Here is a 13,549-nt window from a genome sequence, read left to right on the forward strand (position 1 = left end):
TGAGGGGGGCGGCGCCCTCGGCGCTTCTGTGCTCCGCGGCGCGGGCCGGCCGGATCAGTACCAGTTGTTGGCCTGCCAGAACGTCCAGGCCTCGCACGGGCTGCCGTAGCGCTCGTTCATGTAGTTCAGGCCCCACTTGAGCTGGGTGACGGGGTTGGTCCGCCAGTCCGGGCCCGCCGAGGCCATCTTCTCCGCCGGCAGGGACTGCACCAGGCCGTAGGCGCCGGAGGAGGGGTTGGTGGCGGTGACCCGCCAACTGCTCTCGTGGCTCACGATGTTGGAGAAGCACTGGAACTGGGTGTCGTTGGGCACCATCTGCCGGGCTATCTGCTGCGGGGTGCCGGAGTACTGGGCCGCGGTCTGCGCGGCGACGGTGGTGACCGATGCGCGCTGGGCGCTGCGGGCGGCAGCGGTCGAGGCCGCCGCGCGCTCGGCACGGGCCTCCGCCCGGGCCTTCTCCTGCGCCTTCTCGGCCTGCGCCTTCTCGGCCGCGGCCTTCGCGTCGGCCTTCGCCGTGCCGTTGCCGTCCGCCCGGTCCGCGGTGGACAGTTCGGCGGTGCCGGGGGCGGCCACCGGAGTGCCCAGCCGTTCCGCCGAGCCGACCAGCGAGACGGACTCGGGGGCGGGAGCGGTCAGGGAGGACACCGTCAGGGGGGCGGAGCCGGCGGCGAGTTCCCCCGGCGCTCCGCCGTCGCCGCTCGCAACGCCGGCCGTTCCCAGGGCGAGGGCGGCGGCTGCTGCGGTGCCGAGGACGCCGATCGTGCGGTTGCGGGAGGGGCGGCGGAACGAGGAGAAGGTCGAAGGCATGCGCAGTGATCCTCTTTCGGGAGCGGGGGATGCTGCGCCGGGCGGACACCGCCACGGCCGAGCAGCTCGACCATTCTTGGCATCCGTCCCGATTTGAAACAAAAAGCCCGAATACTAAGCGCCTTCGTCGGACGGCCTCCGCCCGCGGCGCGACCCCGCATCCACGGGGGACCGGCGCGGTCGCCTCCTCCTAATCCCCTTCGTATGTGATCTGCGTCCTGTGCGGGGCTTCACATCCGCACCGCGCCGGTGTCGCAACCGGTCACCGCCGCCTCACCGCGGGAGACCGCCCCGGGAGGCCGCCCTGCCGGCGGCGGCCCGCCGGCGGCAGACCGCCCCCGGGTCGTACGTCCGCGGACGGAGGGGCGCCCCTGCCCGGGGCCGATCCCGGCGCGCCGGGCACGCCGGTACGGTGACCGCATGTCCCACAGCGCGCGGGGGATCGACGCGGTCGGCGCCGCGGTCCTCGCCATGAGCCGTCACCTGCAGGTGCAGGACGTGCTGCAGACGATCGTCGCCTCGGCCCGCGAACTCCTCGGCGCCGAGTACGGTGCCCTCGGCGTCCCCGACGACCACGGGGGCTTCGCCCAGTTCGTCGTGGACGGGGTGGACGAGGAGCAGTGGAAGGCCATCGGCCCGCTGCCCCGTCAGCACGGGATCCTCGCCGGGATGCTCCGCGGAACCGCTTCCCAGCGCCTCGCCGACGTGCGAGAGGACCCGCGCTTCGAGGGCTGGCCGGCCGCCCACCCGGAACTGTCGGACTTCCTCGGCGTTCCCGTCGTCGACGGCGACGAGGTCCTGGGCGCGCTCTTCCTGGCCAACAAGAAGTGCCCCGGGGCCGGCGGCCCCCCGGCCGGCGGCCGGGGCCGGGACCCGGTGCGCGAATGCGGCTTCACCGAGGAGGACGAGGCGCTGCTGCGCACCCTCGCGGCCCACGCCGCCATCGCCCTGACCAACGCCCGCCTGTACGAGCGCAGCCGGGAGCTGAGCATCGTGGAGGAGCGCACCCGCATCGCCCGCGAACTCCACGACGCCGTCTCCCAGAAGCTGTTCTCCCTGCGGCTCACCGCGCAGGCGGCCTCGGCCCTGGTCGACCGCGAGCCGCAGCGCGCCAGGGACGAACTGCGCCGGGTGGCCGCCCTGGCGGCCGAGGCCGCCGACGAACTCCGCACCGTGGTGGTCGAGTTGCGCCCCGCGACGCTGGAGGAGGAAGGGCTGGCCGCGACCCTGCGCACCCAGATCCAGGTGCTCGACCGGGTCCACTCGGCCCGGGTCTCCTTCACCGCGCACGCGGTGCGGGCCCTGCCCGCCGCGCAGGAGGAGGCCCTGCTGCGGGTGGCCCAGGAGTCCCTGCACAACGCCCTGCGCCACGCGGACGCGACCGCCGTCGAGGTCACCCTGGCCGCGTGCGGCCGCGGGGCCGTGCTCCGGGTCGCCGACGACGGCCGCGGGTTCGACCCGGCCGCGGTGCGCGGCGCGGGGCGGCGGCTGGGGCTGGTGTCGATGAGTGACCGGGCGGCCGCGGTGGGCGGCTCGCTGACCGTGCAGTCGGAGCCCGGCCGGGGCACCGTCGTGGAGATGGAGGTACCCGGTGGCTGAGACCCCCGTTCCCGCCCCCGCGCCCGCCCCCGCGCCCGCCCCGATCCGCGTGCTGGTGGTCGACGACCACCAGGTGGTCCGGCGCGGTCTGCGCACCTTCCTCGAGGTCCAGGAGGACATCGAGGTGGTGGGGGAGGCCGCCGACGGGGACGAGGGCGTCGCCCGGGCGGAGGAACTGGACCCGGACGTGGTCCTGATGGACATCAGGATGCCGGGCTCGGACGGCATCGCGGCGCTGCGCACGCTCCGCGAGCGCGGCGTCCGGGCCAGGGTGCTGGTGGTCACCAGCTTCACCGAGCGGCGCACCGTCGTCCCCGCGCTGCGCGAGGGCGCCGCCGGCTACGTCTACAAGGACGTCGACCCCGACGCGCTGGCCGCCGGGATCCGCTCCGTGCACGCCGGGCACGTCCTGCTCCAGCAGGAGGTCGCCGAGGCGCTGCTGTCGCCGGAGCGGGACGACCCGCCGCAGGGGCGGGGCGGGACGCTGACCGAGCGCGAGCGCGAGGTCCTGGCGCTGATCGCCGGGGGCCGCTCCAACCGCGAGATAGCCCGGGCCCTGGTGCTGTCGGAGAAGACCGTCAAGACGCACGTCTCCAACATCCTGATGAAACTGGACCTGGCGGACCGCACCCAGGCGGCCCTGTGGGCGGTCCGCCACGGCGCCGACCGGCTCCGCTGACCGCCCCGGCCCCGCCTCCGCCGACGCCGGGCCTGCGCCGACGCCCCGCCTCCGCCGACATCGGGCCCCTGCCGACGCACGGCGCCCCTCGCCGACGCCCGCGCAGGGCGGGCGCCGACACCGGGCGCCGTGCGTCCCGCGTCACATCCCCTGCCGCTCCAGTTCCTCCACGTACGCGTTGTACGCCGCCACCTGGGCCCGGCGCGCGGTCCGCTCCACGGGGGCCAGCGCCTGGGCCCGCGCCGCCATCTGCGAGGCGCTCACCGCGGCCCCGTGCTCGCCCGGCGCGCCCGCCCCGCCCGGACGCACGCCCGCGATCGCCAGCAGCGCGCCCACCCGCTGGGCCAGTTCCAGTACCCGCACCGCCCGCGCCGGATACCCCGGCGCCAGCACCCGGCGGCTCCGCCGGGCCCGGTAGCCCTCCAGGGCGGCCTGCGCCCCGGGCCCGGCCCCGGCCACGTCCATCCGGGTCAGCACCTCGGTCGCCTCCCGCAGCGCCAGGGTCAGCTCGCGTTCGGCCTCGGCCAGCGGGGGGACGTCCGCGGGAGGCGCCTGCCGCACCGGCAGGCAGTGCCAGAGCACCTCGGTCCGGCGGTCCCCGGCCGGCCCGGCGGAGGAGACCTCGGGCACCAGCCCCACCGCGGGACCGCCGACCGCGACCACGGCCTCACCGGCCGCGAGCGCCCGCTCGTTGAACGGGGCCGGCCCGCTCAGCCCCAGCGGGTGCCCCGGCGCGGGCAGGGCCACCCGCAGCCCCCGCGCGCCCAGGGCGCGCAGCCGCCCCAGGCCGAACGCCACGGCCACCGGCCGGTCCTCCCCGGGGAGCCCGGTGATCCGGTGCACGGTGTCGTCGCCCACGGCCTTCTGCGCCGCGTCGTCGGGTGGGACAAGTCCGGCGAACATCGCGTTTCCCCATGCCGCCAGCCGTCCTGAACGTGGTTCGTCGAGCATGGGAACCAGGGTAAGGAGGGCGCAGCCCGGGCCGTGGCGTAGGTTTGCTCATGGCGACCGCGCCCACAGGCACGGAGCCACAGGCCCGCACTGCGTATGGGGAGACAACACGCTCATGAGCGATGTTCTGGAGCTGGTGGACGTATCCGTGGTCCGCGACGGCCACGCCCTGGTGGACGAGGTCTCCTGGTCGGTCGCCGAGGGCGAGCGCTGGGTGGTCCTCGGACCCAACGGAGCGGGCAAGACGACGCTGCTCAACATCGCCTCCAGCTATCTGTTCCCGACCACCGGGACCGTGCAGATCCTGGGCGAGAAGCTCGGGGGCGTCGACGTCTTCGAGCTGCGCCCGCGCATCGGCATGGCCGGGATCGCCATGGCGGAGAAGATGCCCCGCCGCCAGACGGTGCTCGAGACCGTCATGACCGCCGCGTACGGCATGACCGCGCACTGGCGCGAGGACTACGACCGCTCCGACGAGGAGCGGGCCCGCGCCCTGCTGGACCGCCTGGGCATGGCCGAGTACACCGACCGGAGGTTCGGCACCCTCTCCGAGGGCGAGCGCAAGCGCACCCTGATCGCCCGCGCCCTGATGACCGACCCCGAGCTGCTGCTCCTCGACGAGCCCGCCGCCGGGCTCGACCTCGGCGGGCGCGAGGACCTGGTGCGCCGCCTGGGCCGCCTCGCCCGCGACCCGATGGCCCCCTCCATGATCATGGTGACCCACCACGTGGAGGAGATCGCCCCGGGCTTCACCCACGTCCTGATGATCCGCCAGGGCAAGGTCGTCGCCGCCGGCCCCGTCGACACCGAGCTGACCTCGCGCAACCTGTCCCACTGCTTCGGCCTGCCGCTGGTCGTCGAGCGCAACGGCGACCGCTGGACCGCGCACGGCCTGCCCCTGCAGTAGGAGGGCCGTCCGTCACCGCGGCGCCCCTCCCCGCGGTGCCCGTCACCGCGGAGGGCTCACGGAGCGTGGCGGCCGGGCGCGTCCGAAAACCGTTCCGCCCGGCCCGCCTGCGCCTCACGCGCCCTGTCCCGCAGAGGGTGTGCCCCCCTACCATGACCGTGTGGACGCATGGTTGTGGTGGTTGATCGCTGCTGTTGCCCTGGGCATCCCGCTGGTGCTGACGGCGATGCCCGAAATCGGGATGTTCGCGGCCGGCGCCCTCGCCGGCTCGGTGGCCGCGGCCCTGGGCGCGGGGATCGTCGTCCAGGTCGTGGTGTTCGTCGTCGTCTCCGTCTCGCTGATCGCCGTGGTGCGCCCGATCGCCGCGAGGAACCGCAAGCAGCAGCCGGCCATGCGCAGCGGCGTCGACGCGCTCAAGGGGCGGCAGGCCGTCGTCCTGGAGCAGGTCGACGCCGACGGCGGCCGCATCAAGCTGGCCGGTGAGACGTGGTCCGCCCGCGCCCTGGACTCCGGCCAGGTCTTCCGCCCGGGGGAGAAGGTCGACGTGGTGGAGATCGAGGGAGCGACCGCGGTCGTCATGTGAGCCCGCGGAGCCGGGACGCGCACCCGGGCCGAAGGGGCCCGGTGCACCGCGCGGCCTGGCCGGGAATCTCCCGAACCAGGGTGTGGCGGCGGGGGATTCTGTCAGAATCGATCATGTCCTGAGGCAGGCGAACAGCACGAGGAGCGGCCGTGACGCCCATCATTATCGTCCTGATCATTCTGGTGGTGCTCGTAATCATCGCCCTGATCAAGACGATCCAGGTGATCCCCCAGGCCAGCGCGGCCATCGTGGAGCGCTTCGGCCGCTACACGCGCACCCTCAGCGCGGGCCTGAACATCGTCGTGCCGTTCATCGACACCATCCGCAACCGCATCGACCTGCGCGAGCAGGTCGTGCCGTTCCCGCCCCAGCCGGTGATCACCCAGGACAACCTGGTCGTCAACATCGACACCGTCATCTACTACCAGGTCACCGACGCGCGGGCCGCCACCTACGAGGTCGCCAGCTACATTCAGGCCATCGAGCAGCTCACCGTCACCACGCTGCGCAACATCATCGGCGGCATGGACCTGGAGCGGACCCTCACCTCCCGCGAGGAGATCAACGCGGCCCTGCGCGGCGTCCTCGACGAGGCCACCGGCAAGTGGGGCATCCGCGTCAACCGCGTCGAGCTCAAGGCGATCGAGCCGCCGACCTCCATCCAGGACTCGATGGAGAAGCAGATGCGCGCCGACCGCGACAAGCGCGCCGCGATCCTCACCGCCGAGGGCATCCGCCAGTCCCAGATCCTCACCGCCGAGGGCGAGAAGCAGTCCGCGATCCTGCGCGCGGAGGGCGAGTCCAAGGCCGCCGCCCTGAAGGCGGAGGGCGAGGCCCAGGCCATCCGCACCGTCTTCGAGTCCATCCACGCCGGCGACCCGGACCAGAAGCTGCTGGCCTACCAGTACCTGCAGATGCTGCCGAAGATCGCCGAGGGCGACGCCAACAAGCTCTGGATCATCCCCAGCGAGCTCGGCGACGCCCTCAAGGGCCTCGGCGGGGCCATCGGCAACATCCCCAACATCCCCAATGCCGCAGCCGGCGGCGGTGACGGCGGCGCCGTCACCCGCCGCGAGGCCCCGCGCTTCGACAAGGACTGACCGGCAAGGCCAGAACCGCCCCGACGGGCCCGGCACCCGCGCCGGGCCCGTCCGCCGTTCCCGTCCGTAAAACGGACCCGCCTCGTCCGGTCCGGACGCACTCCGGCATGATCGGTGCCCCCACCACCGATCGGGAGAGGCTCACCGTGACCCTCTGGGAATCACTGGCCGTCCTGGCCGCCGGCACGGGCGCCGGGGCGATCAACACCATGGTCGGCTCCGGGACGCTCATCACCTTCCCCGTCCTGCTCGCCGTCGGGCTCCCCCCGGTGACCGCCAACGTCTCCAACACCCTCGGCCTCGTCCCCGGGTCGCTCAGCGGGGCCATCGGCTACCGCCGCGAACTCAGGGGGCAGGGACGCCGCCTGCTGGCCCTGGCCCCCGCAGCCCTGATCGGCGGCCTCGCCGGGGCCGTCCTCCTGCTCGCCCTGCCCTCCGCCGCCTTCGACACCATCGTCCCGGTGCTGGTGGCCCTGGCCCTCGTCCTGATCGTCCTCCAGCCCCGCCTCTCCCGCGCCGTGCAGAGCCGCCGGGAGCGCGCGGGCGCCGCGGCCCCGGGCAACGGCGGGCCGCTGCTGTTCACGGGCATACTGCTGGCCAGCGCCTACGGCGGCTACTTCGGGGCCGCCCAGGGCATCATCTACATGGCCCTCATGGGCGTGCTCCTCCACGAGGACGTCCAGCGGATCAACGCCGTCAAGAACGTCCTCGCGATGGTGGTCAACGGCGTCGCGGCGGTCTTCTTCGTCTTCGTCGCGGACTTCGACTGGGCGGCCGTCGGACTGATCGCACTGGGGGCCGCCGTGGGCGGGCAGATCGGGGCGAAGGTCGGCCGGAGGCTCCCCCCGGCCGTACTGCGCGGGCTGATCGTGGCGGTCGGCCTGGTCGCCATCGTGCAGCTGGTCACCGGCTGAGCACCCGCCCGGCCCCGCCGGAGTGATCCAGGTCGTTGCCCGGCCGGTCCGGGCGTGATTGTCTCCGGGAGCCCTGCGGCGACGCGGGCCGACCCGTGACCCGCACCGAGAGGAACAGGACCCGACCATGGCTCTGGAGATGCGCGACCACTGCGAGGCGTGCGACGTCGTACTGACGATGGAGGGACCGGCCTGGATCTGCTCCTACGAGTGCACCTTCTGCGCGCCCTGCGCCGCCGCCTGCGACGACGTCTGCCGCAACTGCGGCGGCGAACTCGTCCGCCGCCCCCGGCGGGCCGAACCGGCCGTCGGCTGACGCGCGGCCCCGGCCCGGCCGGGAAGCCGCCGGCCGGCGGGGCCCTGCACCCCCCCGGCCGGCGCCGACCGCTTGCCGCCGGGAATGAGCGGTCCCAGGGTGGGAAGGGCAGTCCGAAGCCGAAAGACGCCGAAAGACGCCCGCCGGCCCCGGCCCCGGGAGCGTCCGGGCCGGGACCGGCGCCGCAGCCGACCCCGGGAGCGTTCCGTGGCAGCCACCGCCGCCAGGCCCCTCGACCGCGCAGACCTGGAAGCCCTCGACGCCTACTGGCGCGCGGCCAACTACCTCACCGCCGGACAGATCTACCTCCTCGACAACCCCCTGCTCACCGAGCCGCTGCGGCGCGAGCACATCAAACCCCGCCTCCTCGGCCACTGGGGGACCTCACCCGGCCTCAACCTGGTCTACGCCCACCTCAACCGCGTCATCAGGGCCCGTTCGCTGGACGTCCTGCACGTCACCGGCCCCGGCCACGGGGGACCGGCGGCCCTGGCCTGCTGCTGGCTCGACGGCAGCTACTCCGAGGTCTACCCGGACGTCCCCCGCGACGGGGAGGGCATGCGGCGCCTGTTCCGCCAGTTCTCCTTCCCCGGCGGGGTCCCCAGCCACATCGCCCCCCAGACCCCCGGATCGATCCACGAGGGCGGCGAACTCGGCTACTCCCTGTCCCACGCCTACGGAGCGGCCTTCGACAACCCCGGCCTGACGGTCGCCGCGATCGTGGGGGACGGCGAGGCCGAGACCGGCGCCCTGGCGACCGGCTGGCACGGCAACAAGTTCCTCGACCCGGTGCACGACGGCGCGGTCCTGCCGATCCTCCACCTCAACGGCTACAAGATCGCCAACCCCACGGTCCTCGGCCGCCTCCCGCACGGCGAGCTCGACCAGCTCCTGATGGGCTACGGCCACGAACCCCACTACGTGGAGGGCGACGAACCGTTCGCCGTCCACCGGGCGCTCGCCGCCGCACTGGACAGGTCGCTGGACCGCATCGCCGACATCCAGCACACCGCGCGCACCGGCGGACCGGGCGCGGGCACCCGCCCCCGCTGGCCGATGATCGTCCTGCGCACCCCCAAGGGCTGGACCGGGCCGGAGAAGGTCGACGGGCTGCCCGTGGAGAACACCTGGCGCTCCCACCAGGTCCCCCTGCCCGGGGTCCGCGACAACCCCGAGCACCTCGTCCAGCTCGAGGAGTGGATGCTCTCCTACCGCCCCGCCGACCTCTTCGACGAACACGGGCGCCCCCGCCCCCAGATCCTGCGGCACGTCCCCGACGGCGACCGGCGCCTCGGATCCAACCCGCACGCCAACGGCGGCCGGCTCACCCGGTCCCTGCCCGTCCCCGACATCCGCGGCCACGCGGTGGAGGTCACCGGCCGCGGCACGTCCGCGCACTCGCCCACCGGCGTCCTCGGCGGACTGCTGCGCGACCTGACGGCGGCCACCGCCGACCGCAGGGACTTCCGCCTCTTCGGTCCCGACGAGACCGCCTCCAACCGCCTCCAGGCCGTCTACGGGGCGACCGCCAAGAACTGGCAGGAGGAGATCCTCCCCACCGACGAGCACCTCGCCCGCGACGGCCGGGTGACGGAGATGCTCTCCGAGCACAACTGCCAAGGCTGGCTCGAGGGCTACCTCCTGACGGGGCGCCACGGGATCTTCTCCTCGTACGAGGCGTTCGTCCACATCGTCACCTCGATGGTCAACCAGCACGCCAAGTGGCTGAAGGTCTCCCGCGAACTGCCCTGGCGGATGCCCGTTCCCTCGCTCAACCACCTGCTGACCTCGCACGTGTGGCGGCAGGACCACAACGGCTTCTCCCACCAGGACCCAGGCTTCGTCGACCACGTCGTCAACAAGAGCCCCGAGGTCGTGCGGGTCTACCTCCCGCCGGACGCCAACTCCCTGCTCGCCGTGGCCGACCACGTCCTCGCCACCCGGGACCGGGTCAACGTCGTCGTCGCCGGCAAGCAGCCCTCCCACGACTGGCTGGGCATCGAGGAGGCGGTCGACCACGTCGACCGCGGAATCAGCGTCTGGGAGTGGGCCGGCACCGACACCGGCCGCGACCCCGACGTCGTCCTCGCCGCGGCCGGGGACGTCCCCACCACGGAGGTCCTGGCGGCGGCCTCGCTCCTGCGCGAGCACCTGCCCGACCTGGCCGTCCGCGTCGTCAACGTCGTCGACCTGATGCGCCTGGCCCCCGCCGCCGACCACCCCCACGGCCTCGGCGACCACGACTTCGACGCCGTCTTCACCACGGACAAACCGGTGATCTTCGCCTACCACGGCTACCCGTGGCTCATCCACCGGCTCGCCTACCGGCGCACCGGCCACCCCAACCTCCACGTGCGCGGCTACAAGGAGGAAGGGACCACCACGACCCCGTTCGACATGGTGGTCCTCAACGACCTCGACCGGTACCGCCTCGTCATGGACGTCGTCGACCGCGTCCCGGGCCTGGCGCTGCGCGCCATCGGCGTCCGCCAGCGCATGGCGGAGCTGCGCAACAGGCACCGCAGCTGGATCCGCGAGCACGGGGAGGACATGCCCGAGGTCCTGGAGTGGACCTGGCCCGGCTGATCAGGCCGACCGCAGCATCCCCCCGGCCGACGCACCGGCCCCGGCCCCGGTGACGGTCCCGGTGACGGCCCCCGCCCAGGAAACGGTTCCGGCCCCGGCGGCCTCCCCGCTCCCGGGGTCCTCCGGCGCCAGCCCCAGGGCCAGCACCAGGGCGTCGGCGGGGGTGGGCTCGAACGGCTGCACCAGCAGCCGCATCCCCGCCTGCTCCGGGGTCCGGTCAGCCTTGCGGTGGTTGTCCTCCGAGCACGCCGCCACCGTGTTCAGCCAGGTGTCCCGTCCGCCGCGGGACCGCGGCACCAGGTGGTCCACCGTGGTCGCCCTGCGCCCGCAGTACGCGCACCGGTGCCGGTCCCGCACCAGCACCCCCCGCCGCGACCACGGTGCCCGTTGTCGGAACGGCACCCTCACGTACCGGCAGAGCCTGATCACCCGCGGCGCCGGCAGTTCCACCTGCGCCGCGCGCACCCGCAGGCCGGGATGCGCCCGCTCCACGACCGCCTTCTCCTGCAGGACGAGGACGACCGCCCGCTTCAGCGACACCGACGACAGCGGCTCGAAGCTCGCATTCAGAACCAGCGCCTCACGCACCCCGATCACCTTCCGTGAACCCCCGCGCACAGCCGCGAAGTGGGTCCACCATGCCGATGGGGGCCCCGCCCGGACAACGGAATTTCACCCGTGCCGCGACGCGGGAGCGCCACGCCCCGGGAAACCCGGGGCCAACAGGAGGGGAAGGGCGTCCGGGGCCCCGCCGCACGGCGCGGCTCCAGCCGCACGGCGCGACCGCGGCCCCGGACGGGAGGCGCGGGAGCGGCCGGCCTCAGCCCTCGGCCGCGTACTCGCCGATCACATGGGCCCGGGCGAGCGTGTGGAAGCGCAGGTTGAAGCCCACCGCCGCGGGGGAGGCGTCCGCGTCCGGGCCCAGCTTCTCCGTGTCCACCGCGTACACCGTGAACACGTAGCGGTGCGCCGGGTCCCCGGCCGGCGGGGCCGCGCCGCCGAAGTCACGCGTCCCGTAGTCGTTGCGCACGTGCACGGCGCCCTCGGGCAGGTCCTCGAAGGGAGCCGTGCCCGCGCCGGCCGGCAGCTCCGTCACCGAGGCCGGGATGTCGAACAGCGACCAGTGCCAGAACCCGCTGCCGGTGGGCGCGTCGGGGTCGAAGCAGGTCACGGCGAAGCTCTTCGCCCCCGCCGGGAACCCCTCCCAGCGCAGGTGCGGGGAGGTGTTCCCCTTCGCGTACACCTGGGCGTCGCCCAGCGTCGCCCCCGGCGCCACGTCGTCGCTCACCACCGTGAACGACGGCACCTCGGGCAGGAAGTCGTGGGGAAGAGGAGCCCTCTTCGGCTGCGTCACGTCGGTACCTCCTGGTAGGGAAAGATCACCTTCCCCGACACCTTAGGGCCCGCACCCGCCGCGCCGCCGGTGCCCGGGCGCGTCACCGCCCCCGGGCGCCGGCCGCCGCCGCGGACCCGGCGGATCCGGCGGATCCGCGGGGGGTCAGAGCCAGTTGCGGCGCCCGCCGACCTCCGCCAGCCACTGGTTGAGGTAGGCCGCCCAGTCCGTCTCCCGGTACGAGGACAGGCTCACGGTGAAGGCCCGGTAGCTGTCGTTGCCCTCGCCGAACAGTCCCGGCTTCTTGTCCATCTCCAGCACGACGTCCATCTCGTGGGCGTCCGCCACGAAGCTCAGCTCCACCTGGTTCAGGCCCCGGTACTGCTGCGGCGCGTAGAACTCGATCTCCTGGTAGAACGGCAACCGCTGCCGGGTGCCCCGGATGTGACCGCGCTCCAGGTCCGCGTTCTTGAACCGGAAACCCAGCTGCCCGAACGCGTCCAGGATCGCCTGCTGGGCCGGCAGCGGGTGCACGTTCACCGGGTCCAGGTCGCCGGAGTCCACGGCGCGGGCGATCGCCAGCTCGGTGGTCACCCCCACGTTCATCCCGGTCAGGTGCTGCCCCATGAACGTCGTCACCGGGGTCTCCCACGGGATGTCCAGCCCGAACGGAACGGTGTGCACCGCCCCCGGCTGCACCTCGAACGTGCCGCCGAGCTGCTGCTTGTGGAACTGCACGTCCTGCTTGTACTCGCCGTCGTTGGACTCGACCTCGACGCGGGCCTGGAGCCCCACGGACACGCTCTCGATCTGCTGCGCGACCGAACCGCCCTGGATGCGGACCTCGCCCTGCACCACACCGCCCGGCACCACGTTCGGCTCGGTCAGGACGGTCTCCACGGACGCGCCCCCGGCACCAAAGGCTGCCATCAGCTTCTTGAAGCCCACGGTTGTTCCTCTCCACACAGGCGGATCTCTGAAGTCCCTATTCTCCTGATGCTTCAGAGCGCGGGACACACCCCCGCGGTTCCATCCTCCTGCCGACAAACCTCGGCGGGAGCGGGCGACCCCTCCCGAACCCGGACCGCCCTCTAGCCGCCCCCTGCGAGTGGGCCGGGCGCAAGCGGGAAGCATGACGGGCAGAGCGAGCACGAGCAGCCCCGTGCGGAAGAAGCGGGACCCGCAACCCACTTCGGGACGATCTACCCCGACCGTCCCGGCGGGCACCGACGGACAAGACGAACAAGACAAGCAAGACGGACAACAGGAAGACGTACCGGAACGTGGACATCGGCGACCTCATGCCCAGAGACTTCTTCGCCCGGCCGGCGCACCTGGTCGCCCCCGAACTCCTCGGCCGCGTCCTCCTGCGCCGAGAACCCGGGCAGACGATCGCCCTGCGCATCACCGAGGTCGAGGCGTACGAGGGCACCACGGACCCCGCCTCCCACGGCTACCGCGGCAAGACCCTGCGCAACGCCACGATGTTCGGCCCCGCCGGTCACCTCTACGTCTACTGGATCTACGGAATGCACCACGCGGCCAACCTCGTGTGCGGCCGGGCCGGCGAGTCCAACGGGGTCCTGGTACGGGCCGGGGAGATCGTCCGGGGACACGCCCACGCCGCCTCGCGCCGCCACACGGCGAAGAACCACCACGAGCTGGCCAAGGGACCCGGCAGGCTCACTCTCGCGCTCGGCATCGACCGCAGCCTGGACGGAACCGACGTCTGCGCCCCCGACTCCCCGGTCCAGGTCCACGAGGGCACCCCGGT

Annotated in this window: 14 protein-coding genes (1 of these 14 cut by a window edge); 9 read left to right on the plus strand and 5 right to left on the minus strand. The window is 73.5% G+C overall.

Annotated elements, in window-relative coordinates; translation table 11 throughout:
- Positions 1-54: 54 nt before the first annotated feature.
- Entirely contained in the window at positions 55-807 is a 753-nt protein-coding gene (locus tag GQS52_RS22095) for a transglycosylase SLT domain-containing protein (protein ID WP_182315087.1), read from the minus strand.
- A 420-nt stretch (positions 808-1,227) separates the two neighbouring features.
- On the opposite strand from GQS52_RS22095, the gene GQS52_RS22100 reads away from it, so the two are divergent.
- On the plus strand, positions 1,228-2,406 hold the full coding sequence (locus GQS52_RS22100) for a GAF domain-containing sensor histidine kinase (RefSeq protein ID WP_182315088.1): 1,179 nt from the start codon (positions 1,228-1,230) through the stop codon (positions 2,404-2,406).
- Positions 2,399-3,085 (plus strand): response regulator transcription factor, encoded by a 687-nt coding sequence (locus tag GQS52_RS22105; RefSeq protein ID WP_182315089.1) that lies wholly within the window; start codon positions 2,399-2,401, stop codon positions 3,083-3,085. The genes GQS52_RS22100 and GQS52_RS22105 overlap by 8 nt, the downstream gene beginning before the upstream one ends.
- Before the next feature lie 141 nt (positions 3,086-3,226).
- On the opposite strand, the gene GQS52_RS22110 is transcribed toward GQS52_RS22105, so the two are convergent.
- Positions 3,227-4,036: a hypothetical protein gene (locus GQS52_RS22110; RefSeq protein WP_182315090.1), complete on the minus strand. Its 810-nt coding sequence runs from the start codon at positions 4,034-4,036 to the stop codon at positions 3,227-3,229.
- Between the two features lie 115 nt (positions 4,037-4,151).
- Between GQS52_RS22110 and GQS52_RS22115 the strand changes: the two genes are divergently transcribed.
- From GQS52_RS22115 to GQS52_RS22140, 6 genes are all read left to right on the plus strand, one after another.
- A complete protein-coding gene (locus GQS52_RS22115) occupies positions 4,152-4,943 on the plus strand; it encodes an ABC transporter ATP-binding protein (RefSeq protein ID WP_182315091.1) in 792 nt (263 codons plus the stop codon).
- A gap of 160 nt (positions 4,944-5,103) precedes the next feature.
- Positions 5,104-5,526: an NfeD family protein gene (locus tag GQS52_RS22120; protein ID WP_330166971.1), complete on the plus strand. Its 423-nt coding sequence runs from the start codon at positions 5,104-5,106 to the stop codon at positions 5,524-5,526.
- A gap of 149 nt (positions 5,527-5,675) precedes the next feature.
- Positions 5,676-6,626, plus strand: coding sequence for an SPFH domain-containing protein (locus GQS52_RS22125; RefSeq protein ID WP_182315092.1), 951 nt, complete (start codon positions 5,676-5,678; stop codon positions 6,624-6,626).
- Positions 6,627-6,733: 107 nt separating this feature from the next.
- A complete protein-coding gene (locus GQS52_RS22130) occupies positions 6,734-7,540 on the plus strand; it encodes a sulfite exporter TauE/SafE family protein (RefSeq protein ID WP_182315093.1) in 807 nt (268 codons plus the stop codon).
- A 127-nt stretch (positions 7,541-7,667) separates the two neighbouring features.
- Positions 7,668-7,856, plus strand: a complete 189-nt coding sequence (locus tag GQS52_RS22135; RefSeq protein ID WP_182315094.1) for a DUF1272 domain-containing protein — start codon at positions 7,668-7,670, stop codon at positions 7,854-7,856.
- Between the two features lie 207 nt (positions 7,857-8,063).
- Positions 8,064-10,442, plus strand: a complete 2,379-nt coding sequence (locus GQS52_RS22140; RefSeq protein WP_259370910.1) for a phosphoketolase family protein — start codon at positions 8,064-8,066, stop codon at positions 10,440-10,442.
- On the opposite strand, the gene GQS52_RS22145 is transcribed toward GQS52_RS22140, so the two are convergent.
- From GQS52_RS22145 to GQS52_RS22155, 3 genes are all read right to left on the minus strand, one after another.
- Positions 10,443-11,030, minus strand: coding sequence for an HNH endonuclease (locus tag GQS52_RS22145; RefSeq protein WP_182315096.1), 588 nt, complete (start codon positions 11,028-11,030; stop codon positions 10,443-10,445).
- Between the two features lie 232 nt (positions 11,031-11,262).
- On the minus strand, positions 11,263-11,796 hold the full coding sequence (locus GQS52_RS22150) for a YbhB/YbcL family Raf kinase inhibitor-like protein (RefSeq protein WP_182315097.1): 534 nt from the start codon (positions 11,794-11,796) through the stop codon (positions 11,263-11,265).
- 144 nt (positions 11,797-11,940) lie between these two features.
- Complete coding sequence (locus GQS52_RS22155) at positions 11,941-12,723, minus strand: sporulation protein (protein WP_182315098.1); 783 nt, start codon at positions 12,721-12,723, stop codon at positions 11,941-11,943.
- Positions 12,724-13,076: 353 nt separating this feature from the next.
- Between GQS52_RS22155 and GQS52_RS22160 the strand changes: the two genes are divergently transcribed.
- A protein-coding gene (locus GQS52_RS22160) for a DNA-3-methyladenine glycosylase (protein ID WP_182316637.1) crosses the window boundary here: on the plus strand, positions 13,077-13,549 show its 5' portion. 145 nt of this gene lie beyond the right edge of the window; only the first 473 of its 618 coding nucleotides appear in the window; the start codon lies at positions 13,077-13,079; its stop codon lies beyond the right edge, outside the window.

It is taken from the genome of Streptomyces sp. SCUT-3, from assembly GCF_014083985.1.
In the GTDB taxonomy this organism is placed as follows: Bacteria; Actinomycetota; Actinomycetes; order Streptomycetales; family Streptomycetaceae; genus Streptomyces_H; species Streptomyces_H thermolineatus.

Bases quoted from the DNA above. Each gene is read 5' to 3' on its own strand.
- GQS52_RS22135 (WP_182315094.1), top strand. From the start codon at position 7,668: ATGGCTCTGGAGATGCGCGACCACTGCGAGGCGTGCGACGTCGTACTG.
- GQS52_RS22130 (WP_182315093.1), top strand. From the start codon at position 6,734: ATGATCGGTGCCCCCACCACCGATCGGGAGAGGCTCACCGTGACCCTC.
- GQS52_RS22115 (WP_182315091.1), top strand. From the start codon at position 4,152: ATGAGCGATGTTCTGGAGCTGGTGGACGTATCCGTGGTCCGCGACGGC.
- GQS52_RS22110 (WP_182315090.1), bottom strand. From the start codon at position 4,036: ATGCTCGACGAACCACGTTCAGGACGGCTGGCGGCATGGGGAAACGCG.
- GQS52_RS22100 (WP_182315088.1), top strand. From the start codon at position 1,228: ATGTCCCACAGCGCGCGGGGGATCGACGCGGTCGGCGCCGCGGTCCTC.
- GQS52_RS22095 (WP_182315087.1), bottom strand. From the start codon at position 807: ATGCCTTCGACCTTCTCCTCGTTCCGCCGCCCCTCCCGCAACCGCACG.